General features: G+C 44.6%; 7 protein-coding genes. 1 reads left to right on the top strand and 6 read right to left on the bottom strand.

Going from position 1 to position 20,136, the window contains the following annotated elements:
• Nucleotides 1-246 precede the first annotated feature (246 nt).
• Nucleotides 247-1,539: a hypothetical protein gene (locus AC106S_RS04545; protein WP_482437949.1), complete on the top strand. Its 1,293-nt coding sequence runs from the start codon at nucleotides 247-249 to the stop codon at nucleotides 1,537-1,539.
• A gap of 241 nt (nucleotides 1,540-1,780) precedes the next feature.
• On the opposite strand, the gene AC106S_RS04540 is transcribed toward AC106S_RS04545, so the two are convergent.
• From AC106S_RS04540 to AC106S_RS04515, 6 genes are all read right to left on the bottom strand, one after another.
• On the bottom strand, nucleotides 1,781-2,317 hold the full coding sequence (locus AC106S_RS04540; protein ID WP_482437948.1) for a hypothetical protein: 537 nt from the start codon (nucleotides 2,315-2,317) through the stop codon (nucleotides 1,781-1,783).
• Nucleotides 2,318-3,052: 735 nt separating this feature from the next.
• Nucleotides 3,053-13,927, bottom strand: coding sequence for a LysM peptidoglycan-binding domain-containing protein (locus AC106S_RS04535; RefSeq protein ID WP_482437947.1), 10,875 nt, complete (start codon nucleotides 13,925-13,927; stop codon nucleotides 3,053-3,055).
• Between the two features lie 20 nt (nucleotides 13,928-13,947).
• Nucleotides 13,948-15,273, bottom strand: coding sequence for a hypothetical protein (locus AC106S_RS04530; RefSeq protein ID WP_482437946.1), 1,326 nt, complete (start codon nucleotides 15,271-15,273; stop codon nucleotides 13,948-13,950).
• A gap of 31 nt (nucleotides 15,274-15,304) precedes the next feature.
• Complete coding sequence (locus tag AC106S_RS04525; RefSeq protein ID WP_482437945.1) at nucleotides 15,305-18,964, bottom strand: hypothetical protein; 3,660 nt, start codon at nucleotides 18,962-18,964, stop codon at nucleotides 15,305-15,307.
• Nucleotides 18,965-19,005: 41 nt separating this feature from the next.
• The gene (locus AC106S_RS04520) at nucleotides 19,006-19,359 is read right to left on the bottom strand and encodes a hypothetical protein (RefSeq protein ID WP_482437944.1); all 354 of its coding nucleotides are present in this window, start codon (nucleotides 19,357-19,359) and stop codon (nucleotides 19,006-19,008) included.
• A 34-nt stretch (nucleotides 19,360-19,393) separates the two neighbouring features.
• A complete protein-coding gene (locus tag AC106S_RS04515; protein ID WP_482437943.1) occupies nucleotides 19,394-19,747 on the bottom strand; it encodes a hypothetical protein in 354 nt (117 codons plus the stop codon).
• Nucleotides 19,748-20,136: the final 389 nt, after the last annotated feature.

Below are 20,136 nucleotides of genomic sequence, written 5' to 3'. Positions count from 1 at the left end.
GTAAAACAGGCTTTTTTATATTCGTGCAGAAGAAAGCCATCTCCACTGTCTGTATAAAGAATATAAAAATAAACAGAATTAAACCTGAATTTCGGGTTTTAAAAAAAGTTAAGCAGGCATTATTAAAACAGGTTGGAGAACTGTTCAGGTAATTCATTATATTAGCAGATTAAAGGTTCTCAGGGTAAATATTAAAAAACTATCACATCCGGAATCTGAATTCTGACAGCAAAACATTCAAAAATAATGAGACAATCTGTTTTAGTAACTGTGTTTTTTTTATCTCTGTACAGCATCAGGGGACAAAATCAACAATATCCCAACGATAGTATTTCTGCTTATTTTAATGAAATTAAAACGGCTTCAAAAGAAAACAGAGAGCTTTGGAATAAGGATTTGTACGGGCCTGTAATTTTAATAGATCCTAAAACAAGAGAGGTTTTTGCCAATGAGCCGGATAATGAAGGAGCGCTGAAACCCAATGGAACCATCTATTCCGGAATTCTGCCCAATAAGATAAATATAGCCAATACCGCTGTAAACTGGAATGGAAAAAGATGGGCCATGATTATGCTGCCTCTTCCACGGAATAAACAGAGCAGGATTAATTTACTGGCTCATGAGTCTTTTCACAGTATTCAGCCTTCCCTGGGATTTGAACTCAATAATGTTGAGAATAATCACCTTGACCAAAAGGATGGAAGAATTTATCTGCGCCTGGAGCTGGAAGCATTAAAGAAAGCCTTGATGTCTTCCTCGGAAAAAGAATTAAACCGGTATCTGACCCATGCATTTACCTTTAGAAAATACAGAAACTCACTCTATCCTGATTCAGCAGATACAGAAAACCTGCTGGAACTGAATGAGGGAATTGCAGAATTTACAGGAGTCATAGTCAGTGGCAGGAACAAAGCACAGACCGCTGCGTTCTTTGTAAAAAAAACAGACGATTTTTTCAAAAGTCCTACCTTTGTGCGCTCATTTGCTTATTATACCACACCAATCTACGGATATCTTCTGTATAATAAAGATAAAAGCTGGAACAGGAAGATTACAGCAAAAACAGACCTGACGGGTTATTTCATAAAAGCATTCACCATTAAGCTTCCGGGCGATTTAAAGAAATCTGTTGAGAAGATATCCGGCCTCTATAATGGACGGGCTGTAACAGAGGAAGAAACAGCAAGAGAAGAAAAGACAAAGAAACTTATTGCCGGATACAAATCCCGGCTGATAGACAGTCCCCACTTTGAACTCAGGTTTGAAAAGATGAATGTATCCTTTGATCCTGGAAATATCGTACCCATAGAAGACAAAGGAACCGTTTACCCCAATATCCGGGTAACAGACCTTTGGGGTATTCTCAACGTTGAAAACGGAGCACTGATGAGCCCGAACTGGGACAAAATTTCAATAACCGCCCCAACCCGAACAGAAGGCCGGAAAATATCCGGAGACGGCTGGGTATTGGAACTGGCCAATGGTTACAGCATCGTGAAGGATGATGCAGGCGGAAACTTCAGGCTGAAAAAAGAATAATCGATCCGGGTTTACCGATCCATTTTACAGCATTTCCTGATCTGTTTTTCAGACAGATAATCGTATCGTTTTCTTAACCTGTGAAGGGGCTGTCATCAGGAAGTTTTTTCCGGCAGCGATGCTATCGGCAGCAATCGGGCTTCCTGATGTTGTATGGTTATTTTTGCATGATTTTTATTTTTTAGTTCTCGGATTCTGAAGTTTTCCTGAGAAATTGCATGGTTTTATCAGTACTTATCCATCAGATTTGAGGAGGAATTTCAATCTGTTCTTCAAACTCCAAAAAATCTTCATGCAGACCGCTTACAGGTTTTCCCGGTTCATCCGTTTCCCTGTTTTGCGTCATCAGGATCCAGCTGTCATTGCTTTCATAATCAAAATTCCCTTCATCAAAAATGCCGAGCATATTGTACAGCATACCCTTTGCATAGGCCGTCAGAAAACGGTTAAGCTTTTCTGTACCGATTCCGGAGCTTATTTCTTCATAAACCCTGCTCACCTCCGGACCGAATTCTCCGGCAGCATCCACATTTCCTCCTACATCATAAGCAGAGAGATACATCTCTTTCAGGATCATAAACCTTGCCCATTGGGGGAGCCCTTCCCGGAATTCACTCCATGCCCAGTCAAGAGGTTTCCTGGCTCCGGATTTTACCATCCGCAGGACGAGTTCTTCAAGGTGCTGTTTCTCAGATTCGTTTAATTTTGAGATTTCAAATTCATAGTATTTTTTGTTAGACCCGGACAATTGATCCAGTTGTTTTTTTATCTCTTCCATAGTTTTGATTTTCCTGTACGAATATCGGGTATTTCTTCTTCTCTTATCTCAGTTTCTCTGATTTTTATCCATTGCGGCTGCATGTAGCTATATATAAAACAGATATTTATAGCGGGCCAGTCGGCAGCTTTGATAATAACAGCTATCTCATCACCCGGAACTTTATTGATGTTTCCTATGTTTTGCCGTAAGTCCGGTCCGGGAACATATAAATTGCCGTGATTCAGATTTAATACCTGTAAGTTCTTGAAAATGAGCTGTAACCGCAGATTTTTGGTAATGGTTTTCTTAATGAACCGGTCATAGCCGGAAACCGTGTCTGTGGCAACCGGAGTGTTATCAATACCGCTGACAAATGATATGGTAAGGGTGCCCGGCTGCCTGTCCCCGTTAAAATAGCAATGATGAATTCCTGTTTCTGCTGGGCACAGACAGAGCTGAAAGCTGGGATGAATCGGCCGGTTATTTATCCGACCACAGATTATCTACATAGGAAAACCAAAGATCTCTATAAAGTGTCTACATCTTTCTGAAACTGCATAAAATAGGCTGTTTTTGTGAAGAAGAAGGATTGTTTTTAAGCCTGATAAATTGGGAATATAATATTTACCTTACGATCAGATCATCCTGATCGTCATTAAAAAACAGCCCATAAAAAGCACCAATTGAGAACAGTTGGTGCTTTTTGTGGTTCGTGAAATTCACGGGATCATCTTCAAAAAAAATTTTGAGGATCTAATTGAGATCAGTAATATTTTTATAATACAGGACAATATTTTTAAGCTCTATCAGGGGCAGTTTACTCTCGCTGAGCGATGAGAAGACTGCTATATCGATCTGGAACCAGGCCCCGTTGCTTACAGGTCTGTGCTGGCTGTACCATATTTTAAGAGTCTGAGCAAGACGGCAGACAAATGGAACAGATTCACTGAATTCAGGCTGACATCCTCCGGAAGGCATAGTATAATCTTCAGGAATTTCAAACGTGAACGGTGCGGCCATCAATACCGGTAGTTCTATGGCAGGAAGAAGATCACCTGAGGAAGCAAGCAGAGGATAATTCCATGATACGCTGAGTTTCACCAGTTGCTCATCCAGTTCATCATAAGTGAAGAAGGTACTGAAGAAATTGGCCAATTGCTGTGCCAGCGGCAGAGTGGTGCCTGCTTCATTACTGATTCTGGCAATATCAAAAATATCATCACTGCTGAGTAAAGGAATCAGTTTATTGGAGAACCTAACCAATGGCGTACGGTAAATAAAGTCATTTACTGTCGGATTATAAGGGATAAGATCTTCGTTGCGGATAACAGACAATCCGGCCCATGCATACTGAAACTGTAATATATTCAGGGCATCGGTGTTTACGGTGCGGGAAGGAATGTTGAAAGATTCTTCCCAGGACAGATAGGTCCCGTCTGCTGCCTGATACCAATATGCATTAGGAATAGGGGTTCCTTTTTTATCCGTAGCATTTACTTTCGTATAATGATCAATGGTAACATAAGGGGCTTGCGGAAGGTCTACCTCCATAACGGCCTTAGTTCCACGGTACAGTGACAGATCATCGGCAGGCATATCCACAGATGGAATAATCGTTACCAGCAGGCGGTTGTCAAAATCAATGTCATCTGTCTGACGGATAATAAAGTCGTATGCACGGACAGTAGCATTGGCATAAGGATTGCCGGAAAGCAGTCCGCTAAACTGGCTCCAGGCAACAGCGAGGTTATTGGCCAGGGTTACCATAGTCTGTAATGCATAGTAAGCATTCATCAGATGAGGATCATTATTGTCCGACTGGGCGGTAATCAGCTTAAGATCCCGGTTGAAATCATCCAGTACATGAGGCCACACGGTTACAAACTGTGCCAGATCACTGAAGAGATCACGGGTAGGTGTACCCAGCGCTCTGGCAGAAGGATTGGGGATCATATTAAACTCAATATCAGAAAATATCTTGTCCTGAGCCGCCTGATCTTCCGTATAGGAATAAGTGAAGTCCCATTCGGATGCTTTGGCCAGGCGTGTTTTGGTAGTATCACCTTCTACGGAAACACCTCTGCCTGTTTGTGTAGTTAATGTAGGCGGGGTAGGATAATTACGCAATACCACAGGAATATCCACATTACCCAGATTCTGCTGCAGTGATCCGGTAGCAGGAACTGTCTTAAACGTACTGCTGTTTACATCGGCAGGAATAATAAAGGTAAGCCAGTTGGACCCCTGATAACCATTGATTCCTGTCACATCGCTGATGTCGCATTCCACATGGGTTATTACATAGGTCATGTCAAGATCTACACTGGTAAATTCTTTGGCATTTTTTGTAGAAAAGCTAAAGGTAAGGAAAGAGTCTGTATCGGCTGCATCCTTTTCATTCAACTGTATCTTGGAAGTGGAGATGCTGTATTCTTTTGTATCACTATCTGTTTTGTTGCCGATCACCGGTGTGCCATACAGACGTGGAGGTGTCTGATAGTTACCGGATGCTGTAAAATCCGATTCGGCAGTTACCTCAAACTGTACCAGCGCATTTACCGTATAGGCATTGCCCAGCTGGTTAAGCAATTGCTGTCTGAACTTCTCTTTGGCATTGCCCAGACTGGTATTATCTCCGGTTATTGGAGGAACATATGGAGCAGTGAGTATCGGTTTTACCTCCGAAGCAATAGCTTCAGCCAATAAGGTCTTGGCATTAGTGATAGCCTGCAGATAAGAGTCAGCATTGATATCCTGTGTTGCCAGCCAGTCTTTTTCTTCTTTCTGCTTCAGCTGGTCTACAAGGAAAGCAGGTATTGCATAGTCTGCGCTCAGGAACACATCGATGGCATTGAGAGACTGAGCTCCCCAGGTATCCATATCTATGCCTGTAAAGGTCTGTACTTCGCCTTTGCTGCAATCCAGCCCCTGTCCTGTTATATAGTTGCACACCGGTACACCGCTTTTGGAAACAAGACTTGTGGCTAATGGCTTAGGGGCGTAAAATACAGCATTCAGCAGACTGTAAGTGTAAATATTGATACGGTACTTGTTAAACTGTTCCGCTGTCAGCTGCTGCTGCAGTGCTTCGTCGAACAGAGCTTTGCTTTCATATAAACTTCCTGTCAAAGTACTGATCGCAGAGGTAACATCTGCCGGTACACCGTCTGCTGCCAGTTGTGCAATAGAATCAGCCGTCAGTTGATAAGTACCTGCCTGATTTACCTTCCAGTAAATACCCTGACCGGATTTTAAGCCCATACGGACTACAAATACAGCCTGGCTATTGGCACCGCCTGCTGTTGCAGCATTGGTACCGATGGCAATCTTCAGTTCGTAATGGCCAACACTTAAGAAGGCTGCTTCAAATAAAGCGGCAAACTCGTTCAGACTGTACTGCGGACCCGTGCCTGCCTGTGCTGTTGTGGACATTGTTTTAGGTTTCACCTGCGTAAGGGCACAGGTTACCAGGGCACTGTCTTTAAAATCAGTGTTAACATATTCCAGGTCTCTGAAAAAATCCAGATTTACGGTGAGCTGCAATATAGAGCGGGTATCAATATCTGCGATATTAACCGGGCTGGTGAGCGGATTCATTGCAGGAGCTGTTGCCTGTCTGCCCATACTGCGTTCTGATAAATAAGTATAAATATCTTTTACAAACTGGAGCAGCTGGTTGAGCTGGTCACCGGACAGATCTGCATTTTTACCAGGTGTAAGTGATGTGCTTAGGGTAATCGTCAGTGTATTTTTACCATTTGCCGGATTTAGCTGGGTAAGCTGATAATATATATTCGTGTAGATCAGCAGGTCATTGGCTGCGTTCTGCTTCCAGTCCTGCTGCTGGTCTGCCGGTACATCGGGCAGTTCGGTATAACGCTGGGTATTAAAGTTAAATTCCAGTTTTAGTTCCGGCTGATTATCAGTACCCAAATCAAACAGATAACTCAGCTCTACACTTGGCCATTTACCAAGTCCTTTCAGTTCATCTACATATCCTGTCCGGATAGGAAGATTATTGACAGGTGTGGCAGGATTCAGTTTTGGATCTGTGAACGGAGTGACGGTTACATTACCGTAGTAATCTACCCAGTCGAAATGTACCTGTACCTGGTGACCAATACCGAGATAAGGATTGCCCGCCTCCTGAGGATAATCTTCCGGATAAGTCATAAAGGGATTGGGCTTGGCATACCTGGAAATGGGAACAATCTGATTATAGTACCATATCAGGTCATCCTGACCGGTGGCTGTTTTGCCCAGTACATCGTCCTGTGTCTGCGGTTTGGCAGGTCCTGCAGGAAGACCTGTAATGCTTTCTCTGAACCAATGGTTCTCCACGATCTTATAACTGAGCAGGTTATACATATTGTTGAGGTATACTTCAGCATAATCTGGATCAGTGACCTTAGGTTGCCGGTCAGGATCAGGGTTTGGATTCGTCCTGCTCAGATCAAAGCCTGCCGTACCTTGCTGTACGGCCGTTACCTTATGCAGGATCTGGTCATTGATGGTAAGGGTGGTAGGATTTACAAAAATGTTCATTACATCTCTGGCAGCCCAGGCCATAGCAGCTGTATCTATAAAGTAATAAGCTGCAATGCTTTCAAAAGTAGTGCCTGCTTTGCCACTGTTACTGATCGTGTATTGTACCTGAGGTAAGACAATAAGTTGCCATAACTGGAGATTGTTCCAGTCGTTTATGCTAGGATTTAACTGCTGAATAGCTGCTGCGTCCACATCATAATAAGAAGCGATAGAAGAGAGCGTATTGCCCGGACCATTAGTCCCTACTTCATATATCAGTTCATTAAAGATAATAACAGGTACGGGATAGTCGGCATCGGCTTTAGTATTAAGAGGTATTTTTTTATTCAGTTCGACCAGTTCGGCAGGAAGTATATTGAAAAGTGCAGTAATAGCATCAATGGTATTGCCCGATTTGTTTACACTGTATGATAATCCTTTCTGCATTTCGCTTTGTGCATATACTACACAGGAGTTTACATCTATTTTATCGCCGGTTACGGCACAGGTCATGTAATCGGTCGGCTTGTTATTGTATTCACTGCTATATGTAACCAGCAGGCGTATATTGGCCGTATCTCCTTTACCGAATATACTGGAAGGGAAACCTGTATTGCTTTCGGTCTCGTTGTACATGAGATAGTAGCCTCCTGAACGGGTAATGCTGCATTCCCACAGCAGACGTACAAAATCATAGAGGCTGTTCAGTACACCTGTAACAGGTGTTGCTTCTTCAATCTCATTTTCTGTTTTTTTCAGGGCAAAGGTATCAGGATTGGTTTCGGTAGAAAGATTAGCCTGTACGATAAATGTTTTCATATGCTCCATTCCGGCGGATAATAAACCGTCTGAGCCTTCATACAGCCATTGTATATCGATTATCTTATCCATATTATTGCTGGCTGATTTTGGATCCAGCGCAAGAAGCAGTCTCTGCAGAACCGTAGCACCTGCTTCACCTGCACCCATAAGTTCATAGCTGTAAGCGTTTACCGGAGCTGTGGAATCAGCATCAAGCAACTTGATTTCTATATCAATCATGGTACTCCATCCATAGTAAGAAGATGGGCGGTAGTCCATAACACCTTTGGCTGCGTCGTATTGCCCGATCTGGATACTGAATGCCGAGCCTTGTTTTTTAGGAAGTGCCAGTTGGTTCAGCAGGCCGGAAGGAAACTGCCAGATGAGAGGTGATACATTGCTCTGGTCTCCGGATGATCCATAAGGCAGCTTCAGTGCTCCGGAGGTCTGCCATTGTGTAGTCGTCTGGAAGGTATACTGCACCGGCTGAAGATTAAAAGGCTTCATAGGAACCAAATTCAGTACATCAGGTTGTATACCTGTTTTCTGTGCATAGGTAAGCAGAGTACCGATCTGGTTAATATCTTCAGAGGTTAGTGCTATATCAAGGATATTACCTCCTTCTTCCTGGTTGGTTTTTCCATTGAACTGAAGCCAGTGTAAAGAATTATTGATCAGCTGTATAGAAAAGCCGGAAGGAATTGCAGCCGGAAGGGTAAATTCCTGGCCGGTAAGGGCATACAGGGCACAGTCGGGACCTGTACAGCCGGAACCTGCCGAAAGACTAAGCCCCGGAAGAGTAGTAGGCAGGCGCATACCATGCAGCTGGTAACGCGATACCATACCGGACAGCTGTCCATAAGAATGATTATCGCTGAAGTATTCCAGAATGCTGCCTACGGTAAGATACTGCAGCCCCGGGATGTTTGCATTGGTGTATCCTTTGCCGTTATAGAAGAGGTTGTCTTGTTTTTGATTGGTATAATTGGCAGCCAGCAAGGCTGTCGTGGTATTGTACTGTTGTGCCAGGGTCTCCAGCGTATCAGCCTGAACCGGATCGGTGAAGGAAGCAGTAGTGTGCACAAAAGGCTGTATCAGTACCTGGCCGAGTGGCTGTACCTGCTGTGCCTGCACCTGTGCACTGCCGGCGAGTTCCAGAGGAGTGACCATACTGCCTGTTAATACTGAAATAGCGGCTGCCATACTGGTAAGCGTATCACCAGGAACAATCATATACACGATCTCATTGTATTCAAAGCTGTTGCCTGCAATGAATAAGCCCGGTGTTATCTGGTTCTGCATCAGCAGTGCACTTACACTAAGATTCTTATATACATCAGTACAGATACTGTTAAAGGTATCTTCGTTTCTGGCCGTATAGAGTGCCCCTCCAATCACCAGCCAGCTGTCCGTCGTCAGTACGGCAGTATTCTGAAACTCAGGATCAGCTGCCAGATCATTAACTGTTGTTTTTAATCCGGAAGCTGCTGAATTGATGGTATCGCCAGCCTGTACATTGTAGGAATTGCCTTTATAGGTAATAGTCTGCGGAGTTAATAATCCCGGAACAGCTGCATTTTCTCTGATCAGCATTGCGGGCGTAACAGCATACAGGGCAGCTACCGAAGTAAAGGTGTCACCTTCTGCAATGTCATACATAACCCCTGAGATCATTATCGGATTGCTGCCGGTGAGCGGATGAGTCTGATTAGCCGTAGCAATCCCCTGAATATTCACTTTATTGCCTGTTCCGTCTACGGAAATACCATTGGCCCAGTTTAGCATCGCCCACAGACTGTTGCCATTGCTGAGGCGATAGGTAAAGTTATCCATGGCATCGGATGCGTAGCCTGCCAACTGTTTGCCCAACAGTACAAAATAATCTTCAAATACAAAAGTGGACATGCTCCATTGCTGCGGATCGGTAACAGCTGTAAATCTGGCAGCAGATGCTGGTTCTTCCTGCACCTTTACAGCCAGTTCGTTAAACCATTTTTTCACTGCCGAAAGATATTCCTGTGTGGCCATATTATAGGTGTTAAACTGAATATCCAGTGCCGTATCAGGTACCTTCAGCTCAAGATCAAAGAACATAGGGAAGATGGCCGCTGAAGGAAGGCTCTCCTGCAGAAGCTGAACATTTACCGCCTGGAAGCTGTTCTGCAGGAAGCTGAGCAGATCGCCGGTCGGTATAGGAAAAGGATTACTTTCACTGGACAGGAAGATGATCAGCGCATCGAGATCTGCTTTTGAAATACCTTCTGTATCCACTTCCGAACGGCTTGACTGTGAAGGGGTATGGTCGATATAATTCAGGATCAGCCAACGGAAAAAGTCACTGCATAAGTATTCAAAAGAAGTAACTGTTCCATTGCCATCATCCGATGGGTCAGGAGCACCGATGAACAGGGTGGCTACATATTGGGCAGCCTGATCTTCCAGATTACCGTTTTCAGTTCCTGCTACGGTTAAATGGGGCACAAAATAGAGACTTAAAGAAGGTCGGCTGTCTGTGGAAGCGGCTGTCAGTAAAGACTTGTAATTTAAAGGCATATGTGGAGAACGGCGTATCACGATCTGGTCAGGTACAGGTTCTCCTGTTGCTTTCAAAACCTCTGTCTCAGCAAAAACAACAGGTATTACACCGTCAAGCGGTGTTGCTGTTCGGGCAGGAGCAATGCGTACTGTGGCTGCAGGTGCAGATATACGGGCCGCTGTGCGTGGTGCTCCAAGATTGTTGTTCCAGGGAGCTTTGGCTGTCTGGTCTGTCCCGATAGTGAGATCAAAGCGGATTTTGGCAGTAAAGGTAAAGTGAATGGTAATAGAGAAAAAGCCCAGGTTCAGTTTAGCGGAAACCCTGACATCTACTGAAGCTACAATAGCCAGCGGTATTTTCTTATAGGCTTCAAATGTTGCCTGTGCATATACCATCACAGTGATGTTGACACTGGCCGATATGATGCCGAAGTCTATGGAACCGTATAATTTACCAATGATACCGATGGTACCCTGAAGGTAATAATAGTAAGATGTTTCCACCTGTTCCTTATTGCTTTCCTGCAAAGTACCGCTGTAAGGGTAATAAGCAGCAATCACCCCTTCAATGATACCAAACATGGTAATGCTGAAACCGGCATTGAGTATACCGTAGTTTACACTATATCCCACACCTACCTGCAGACCGATACCAAACACGATCACGGGATTGAAATTACCGTAATTGGTTTTAGGTACTTTATTGGTAGTGGCACTGCTGAGTTTACCGAAATAGAAACCGCCTGAGCCCATAGCAGGTATGCCGGGAGGTACAATTGCCTGTACCGTAAATGAGCGGGAAAAATCCATATTATAAGGGAAGCCGATGTCTACCATGAAATCACCGTTGGTATAGATTTCAATACCAATGGAAGGCAGGGTGATATTCACCGCGCCAAACTGCAGGTATCTCAGTATATTGGGCAGGGTAAGGTCGATCTGATATACACCGATAGAGTCAGAGATCTTCTTATACATGATCTCAAAATCGAGTCCTTCAAATATCTTGGCTTTGCCGCCTGCCATAGCGATGCGCAGACCGTACAGATTAGGATCGTTAAATACAACCTGCATATCCAGAGTCCACACAGGCTTATCTTTGGTACCTGCATTCAGGATTCCGAAATTGGTGGCGATGAGCCAGTTGCTGTCTTCATTGAATTTCAGAAGGGTATTGCCTGAGCCCGGTCCTATAGGCACAGTGCCTGGTTTGGGTTCGATAAAAGCTTCCTGCATGGCTTTGGTAACTTCCCTGATGGAATTGTACTGGGCCGGATTGGCCAGTTCTACATGTTGGCCCATTGCCAGCAGGCGCAGGTCGAAATACTGGGTACCCTGTCCCGGTACCTCCGGCATTTTCTGAATGTCCTGGCCGCCACTGTCCGGTTTAAAGAGGTTACTTTCATTGATGGATGGTACTACGGAATTACCGTCTAAGGTAATGAATACACCTTTCTGTGTTTTGGTAAGGTTGATGCCGTTGATATTGATGAATACCAGGTTAAGCGTTTTAGGGAGTTTATAGGTAACCTTAATATCTTTAGTGTCGAGATTATAGGTAACCGAAAAGCCGTCCAGACTTATTTTGTTGAGTATATCCCACGGTGCATCAAGTTCAAATGTCGGATTGAAGAGCATTTTCATAAAGGAAGTGATCAGTCCTCCCAGTGTCCAGTTTTTAATGGAAAACACAATGGTACGGCTTTGCCCGCTTACGTCATACATGGCGGTAAAACCTTCCCAGGTAATGGCAAGCTGCTGGTTGTTTTCGGAGAAGTTATAGCTGATGTCAACGGCAGCATTGAAGTATTCTAACGTTACACTGCCTAAAACAGCACCTGAATATTTGCCCGTACCCGAGTTATTGTCTGCTGCTTCGTATTTCAGGCGTATATTGGCAATGATATTGATCTTCTGATCGATAACAGGGAAAGTAAATATCCATTGCAGCCCTCCTTTTACTTCATAGCTGCTTTTCCCGTTTCCACCCGGAATAGTGGCATTCAGAGAGAACTGTGTAATGTTCAGATTATCAGGCAGGAAGCTGGTAGGAAGACTGATGGCCTGGAACAGCTGTTTAATGAGCTCACCCAGGTTCAGGTTACTGCCTTCAGGCATAGCCAGACTTAGATCCCATCCATCTGATGAATTGTAATTTACTTCTGTATTGAGCTGTAACTGGCCAATAGCAAACAGACCTGATACCTGGGCTGTAAATATACTGGGACCGGTCCCGCTTGCAGGTGAAGAAGAGGTCAGCCGCAGGGTACCATCAGTTACCGAAACATTAGTAATGAAATTGAGGTCGACGTTGGCATTGGCATAAAACTCATAGTATTTGCTGTTAATATCCATATTGATACCAAAAGCAGTAAATTCCACCAACAAAAGATTTTCAGGGATGCTGATAGCACCAGCGGTAACAGCAGATAATAAGTTGTTGAAGGTAACAGATCCGGTAAAGGATGCAGAAAGGATCAGATCTGAAGTGATCTCTACATCAAAGCCGCCTGCAAAAAGGGTAGGGAAGAAATTGACTCTGGCACTGAAATATAAGGTTTGAGAATTGGTGGTGCCCGGACCAATAATAACCCAGTTCACATTAAACTGCTCAATGACAAAATTGTCAAAGAGCGTCCATGCACCGTTCGATCCTACATATGCTGATACACTGGTGATGCTGAGTCCGTTGCTGAAATCCAGGCAGGTGTTAAATCCTTTAAATGCTATGCTGTTCAGATACTGCTGTAATGTGGGCGGTATATTCTGAAACCAGTTCTGTCCGGCCATCAGCCCAAAGAGATTGAGAGGGGTGAGCGGTTTCTGAGGATCACTTGTAACATCCAGGGTAAAGAAAGAAGACCCTGATTCAACAGCAGCACTGAAATTTAATACAATAGCATCACCTGCGGCCAGTAACAACCGGAAGTAGAGAACAGGGGTCTGTACTTTTTCCGTTTCTTCCGCAATCAGAATCAGCCCGTCACCTGTTTCGTATTCCAGGTACAGCGCATCTTCGTCATCATCAGGTTCTATTGTTTCCTCTTCTGTTTTGATCTGAAATCCAATGCCGGGGTTACTGACTTTCAGGAAGCCCAGGGATATAAGTGTAGCATCAATATTCACAAAAAGATCCATTTCCGGATAAACAATGTCTTCATTATTGACCTGGGAGGGATCAATACTTCCTACAAGAGCCAGTTTTGCAGAAGTTGTCCAGGAAGTGAAAAAATTAACAACAGGTTGAAGCCATTGGGTCAGTGTGATAAAGGCTGCAAAATTCTGCCCTTTTGTTAAGGCTATATTCTGTTGCTGCCATTGAAACGCGGCTACTTCCTGTGTGCTGAATATAAAGAAAGGAGAAGTATAAGGGAGGTTGTCAAATACACCGCCCGTCATATATGGCCAACTGGTGGCAAATACCCAGTTGGAGAGACTGATCTGTATGGTAAACTGAATTTCATCCTCATTATTTGCTGTAACGGTCAACGTGACAGAAGTATTTGTCTTTTCTACACCCAGTATGGCAGCTGTTGCCCCGGAGATCGTTAATCTGTTCCCTGTGGGATCGGGAATAGAAGCCCCCGGGATACTGATCAGCAGATACGAGTCAGCAGGCAGCTTATAGCTTTTGGATAGCAGATCATCCAATCCAACAGGAGGAATCATGTCTGAATCTGTAAAAGAAGCTGCATTAATGGTGATGTTGTTATTATTGGCCGCTGCCTGGTTCCTGAACGTAGCAGCTAATTTGGATAAGCTCATAATAATAAAATGTTATTCGGTTAAACCTCTACAATCAGCCCCATATGATCACTGGTGCTTTTGATCCTTCTGTAATTGTTCCAACCTGCAAAGGCGGTCAGAGCTCCTATACTGCCGGGAGCAAAACCACCCTGTCCGTTTGGGCCCGCCGGTGGAAGCTGTAAGGCAGCCGGAATTCCCAAAGCATTTAAAGCCATGGCTGAGTTATAGGTCAGGCTGCCGGCAGGAGCCCCCCCTACCGGGGGGGCAGTCCGGTTGTATGGCGTTCCGGTTACTCTGTTTACAATCGTGATATTGGCTGCGGGGCCACCGGCTGTTGCTCCATACAGGGTCAGGATATTATCTATACTTGAGAAAGTATTCGGAATCACGATCTCATAACCGGGATATCCGTTTGTTGCCCAGGGTTTGGCATGTTTGTGAGATCTCAGCGTGGTACATACATAGCCTTTATTGGGCCATGTATTGGCGGTAGGATTGATCTGGCGGATATATCCTGCGCCACCTGCCAGTAAATTGTTGTAGGCAATCGGTTCAAAATGGGTATTAAACAGATCTACATTGAAGTCACCGACTATTACTCCCACCTCATTGGCGGCAAGATTAGCTGTCATTTCCAGAATGTGGGAAAGCTGGTTGGTGCCGTCTGCAGCCTGTTGTTTTTTGGGTGAAGCGTGAAAAGATAATAATTTAATGGTTCTTCCGGCACCTGCCGGATCCCAGAATGTAGTTAAAAAAGGTGTTCTGTTAAAAGCATTGGGAAAACCTAATATTCCTCCTGCAGGATCGTGAAACAGCCATTGACCAGCCAGTTGCCGGTAAGGTACATCGGGGTTGATCAGGTTACCTCCTCCAGGAGTCTCACCGTCCGGTAATGCATTATCCCAAGGATGTGCATAGTCCGTCAGATTCATTGCTCCGATATTGGCCACTGAATTGGAAGGATGAATTCCCCCCTGCCAGCCCCATGGGCCGGTAAACTGCACGCGGGAGTGGTTATAAAATACAGAAATACCTTCCTGTACATTTCCCAGCCCCAGTCTGAGCGGAGGAACAAGTTGCCAGTTATCAGCAGGAAACCAGTTTCTTAATTGTTCCAGAAGGAAAAGACTGCCATCTCTGCCACCGCCTGTTATCAGTGTACCGGGAGCTCCGGCTCCTGTGGATGTTTCTACCACCACAAAAATATCAGGTTTATTTTGAGCGAGTGTCGTTTGGATCACCTGTTTTCTGTAAACCGACTTGAAGGTGGGAATAGAGGTTCCGTCCCATGCTCTCTTTTTGCTGGGTTCATTTATTTTGTTGATTCCAAACTGTTGTATATTCCAGTATAAGATGCGGGTCATGAGAGATGTGTTTTTATGCTTTCAGCAATGGTTATACATTTTTGTTATAAGCGGCATACCAGCCCAGACTTTTAGCTGTGGCTCCGGGATTGGGGTTACCAAAGAGAAGAAAATTGGTATTGCCGCCTGGCGGTAGCTTCAATATACCCAATAATTTCAGGGCAATATTGGATAAGGTAAGCAGATAAGACTGCTGATCCACCACATACTGCAGGCTCAGCTTATCGATCGTGAGCTTCAGTACCCCCTGTATGCTCAGCAGTTTGGCATTGCTGGCAGTGCCGGGAAGTCTGATACCCACAAAGGCATTATAGCCGGGGTCAGCAGTTTTGGAGCCTGGACTCCAGGCTATGAGCAGGCTGGCGTTAAAACCTGCGCTGCCGGCCAGTTCTCCGGGAGAACCCATATTGAGGGTCATCTGCAGTCCATACCAATTGCCTGAAAGTCCGGTGGCATTGATGCCGGGTAAGGCTAGCTTTAAATAGCCCTGACCCGATGGTGCGGATTCGTCATTGCCGCTCAGCAGTTTATTGATCTGAAGGGCAAAGTTGGGATAAAGACTGCCGTTTCTGGCATTGCTTTGCGATGAATTGAATGCAAGCTGCGAAGCATCAAAAGTAAAGTGGGTCACCGTTGGAGTATCAAGGTTAAAATCCATATTTACATACAGGTTACTGTAATTGAGACCTCGCTGCAGTGTATTGTCATTCATTGCTATACCAAAAGAAAAAGCATCCAGCGGATACTCCGTTCCGTTTTCATCAGCTGCCGTGGCCTTCATTGTGCTGAAATTCAGGTAGCCCCACATGGTAAATCTGGATTGTATATCGAGTGCTGCGGGATTGGTAGTAAGGGTATTGAACTGTACTTTGGTGATTTCCACATTGGTCAGCAGATTACTGTCGAAGAAAAACAGGTTATCATCTTTGTTATCAAATACATATACCGGTGTGCCATTATGGTCCTGGTAAGTGCCGTTCAGAACCACTGTATTTAAACTGCCGGAACCATACGGATTGTTGGTACCGGTCACCTTATCAGAGAACAGGTTATTCATGGTCAGTTGTAATTTACTGGCAAAATCCTTGATGGCGGTGTTTTCAAACAGTACCTGAAGAAATAATACTTTAAAATCATAAGTGGCTCCTGCTGCAGGCTGTACCGGTTTATTGGGATTCAGTCCCTGTGATATCTGCTGGGCATAGGCAGGGTCAACATAATTGATGAGTCCGAACAGGGAACTGACGGGATCCATAGTGATCACTCCACTGGCATCCACCCGGTTTACTTCTATTCCGAAATGGTGTGCATAAAAGTTTTTGAGATTGATACCACTGATCAATCCTTTTAACTGCTGAGGAAATTCCTGTAAATCGATGGTTGCCTTCAAAGCCAGAACACCGTTCCAGTCGGGATCATTAATGATGGAATGGAACTTTTCATAATATTTCAACTGGTCTGAGGCGGGATTGGATAATGCTGTTTGATAAGCTTTTTCGGCTGTCTCCAGATAATCCTGTAGCCAGGAAGACACAGCTACCAGCTGATTGTAAGCTGCAGCGGGATCGGTATTGCTTCTGTCAATATTAAATGCAGCGGCCTGCGTCCATTCTTTAGGGTTTTTCACCCGGTCGATAATGGAGCCTTTACAGAACTTAAAAATTAAAACATTATTATAGTCGGCATAGGTGTTGCCGATGCCCACATTCAGATCAAACGGCCAGTCTTCTATGGATATTTTATTATTGAATACAGGCTGGCTGCTGAAACCGCCGCCGGATGTATCCATCATTGAAAACAAATCACCCAGATACTGATTATTGGTCATCACCAGAAACTGCTGATTGGTGAGAAAGGCGCTCTGCATCTGAGGCATCAGGTTTATAAAACTGAGCTGATACTGCGGAGGTGTTGCCGGAGCCTGTCCTGTGGGATTAAGGTACTCATACTCAGACAGGTTGCTGCTGACGGTATTCTGGGCCAGGTTCAGCAAACTCCAGGTACCATCATTATTCACATTGGCAATCATACCCTGTGGAGTGGTGGAAGAGGTATAGGCTGACGTTCCTGTTTTTGCGGTTATCCTTCCGGCCTTGTTTTTACTGCTGTTTGGAGTGGTAAAGGCAGCTGTGATCAATGCCTTTCTTTCAGCACTCAGTACTTTGGACTCAAATATCCCGATATCTTTAGCATCGGGCGGGGGAATAGGATTTACGCCGAGATAAGGCGTTATGGGGATAGCAAAACCATTGGTCTGCGGCATGTCTACTGAAGGTTCATAAAAGCCGAGAAATCCTGTGACCGTATTGCCCGGCGATGCCACACCGTGATCTTTGGCATATAAAGATGCGCCCTGGGGCTGTGAAGCATATTGTACATTGCCGGGGGCAGGGGATACGATATTGGCCCAGGCGGTGAGATAAGTGCTGTCGAGTACAGGCTTATCCGTACCGGGATTGGCAAGAGATACTTCCTGACCCGGAAAATTAGCTGCAAAAGCTGCCTGTTTTGATTTAAAACGTATGGTGTCGCCGGTGATGGTACCGGAGTTGTTTTTATAGGGAGTAAATGTAATCACTTCTGTGCCGGAGAGACCCGGCAGTAAGCTGTATTGCCCGTTTTCATCGGCAAAGGCTGCCTGTGAAGCACCGGGATCGAGGTAAAAGTCTCCCTCCGGGGCCAGGTAGTAGGGCTGGCTACCGGCAGCATCCTGTGGGGATATAACAAAGCGTGCACTATGGTCTGCCGGAAAAAGACTGTTGACAGACGCTCCTGAGTTTACCATGTCCACAGCAGGCCATAGGGTTAATGGATAGCCTGTGTTGATAGCGTAATAGCTGGGCAGGCCGGCAGCTCTTGTCTTACCGGTATTTAAATTGTAGATCTGGCCTGTAATGGCAAAATAGGTATTCAGGCCGCTGCTATTGGCTACGTCCAGCAGATCGATCTGAGTCTGGGTAATAAGAAAATCGTTGCTGTCACCGGATTTTAGAATAGGATAGGCAAAATAAGAGAATGTTTCGCCTTTAGGATAATAATAGTTGTTCTGCAGCCCATATCCTTTAAAATCCAGGTTCATATTCAGACCCAGTGAAAAACGGAGCGAGCCTGTACCGGGGCCACTGAAAGGAATGGTAATATCGCTTCTGAAAATAGAGTTGGTGCCCAGGTTTTTATTGGCAAAGCTCATGTTGGGGCTTCCGGAGGTCCAGGTAAGCTGCAAAGAATTGGGGGCTTTGTCCGGCCGGAGTGCCATTTCGGTATTGTTCTGGATGGTAAGTGTACCAAAGCCGCTGCCGATCGTTACATTAAACGGCTGTCCTACCACAAAAGATCTGTTTACGCTATACTGCACAAAGTTGAGGACGGTTGTATTTTCTGAGTCGGGTGTTTTATCCGGATCGTTTAACCATGCTGTGGTGAGATTGGCATTTACATTTTGCCGGAATTTAAGCAGATAAGGCCGGTAGATTTTGATAAAGTTACTGGCATCATTGGGTGCTTTTTTAGCAAACAGGAAATATACCTGCTGCTGAGAGGCTGTCTGCAGGCTGATGAGAGGATCGGTATAAGAAGATCCGTCAGGAAGCAATAAAGCGGTCCAGTGCTGTTCTGTCTGGCTATATATATAGAGTGAGGGGTTTCCCGAATTTTCATTGCTGAATATGATCTCTGTTTCAGATGGTGCCATAAGAATAATTATTGGTTCTTAAGATGGAATAAAGTAAATACTTAACCAGGGCAGAGCAGCATAACAACAATTACAACCTCCATAAGCGACAGATTTAATACGGTGATTTTCCTGCCCGCAAAATTACCGACAGCAATTACCTGCTGGCCGGGAGGTAAAAAATGGATACCGTTAAAGGCTGCCATATTGTTTAGCAGGACCGTATTGGTATCGGGTGCACCGGTTAACGTGATCATGGCTATATTAGCCTGACTGGTATTGGTGATCGAACAGATACAGTCGCTTCCGTTATTGGTTATTTTCTGTGTAAATTCAAAACGGGAAAGCGATAGGGTATCTGCTTTAGACCTGGCCAGCCCCTGACCCATTGCCAGGGTATGGCCAAGAATAAGCAATAAAAAGAGCAGTACGTAAGATTTGCTGCTGTGCCTACGATGTAGTTTGACACTGAATAGCTGCCTCAGCATCATTTTGAGCGTTGGTAATGTTGGTAATAGTAACCGTTGAACCTCCGAAATTACCCGTAGCAATAACCACCATTGAAGGCGAGTTGGGAGGTAACGTCCAGATGTTGTCCACACTTGGCTGTATAGCTCCGTTTACCTGCACAATAAGGCCGGTAGAAGGAGCTCCGGTAACAGCGATAACCAGATTGTTGGCACGGCTGGCATTGGCAATGTTAAGCGTTGAAGAAGAACCGTTTGCTGTATTCCAGGTACAGTATTGACCTGATTTGATGCTGGCACTTCCGTTTTGGTTGATTACTGGATTTTGTGATGACATAATTATAGGTTTTTAAGGTTGTAAAATATATTTAAAAGTGTAATGTTATTTCGGATAAGGATCTCATACAAAACAGTAGTCTTTTATTTCTAAATCTGTTCTGTCTTATGCTGTGATCTGATATACTTTAGGATAGCCTGAAATCTGTTTCTGATTGATTTTTCTCCTTTATTCAGACTTTAACTTTGCTGAATTCACCCTTATTCATCGTATTTGCAATGCTTATCAGACAACAATTCAAAGTAAGGGAAATAAAATAATACTCCTGTAAGTGAAAATACCGGAATTACGGGGTAAGTATTTATACCTAATTGATGCGTATCACTTTATGAAAGCTGTAATAGCCGGCTTTCCGCCCTGATGAAACCTCAATAATAGCCGAATGTATG

Source organism: Chryseobacterium sp. FR054 (assembly GCF_056844565.1).
This window is presented reverse-complemented; position numbering and strand designations above follow the sequence as displayed.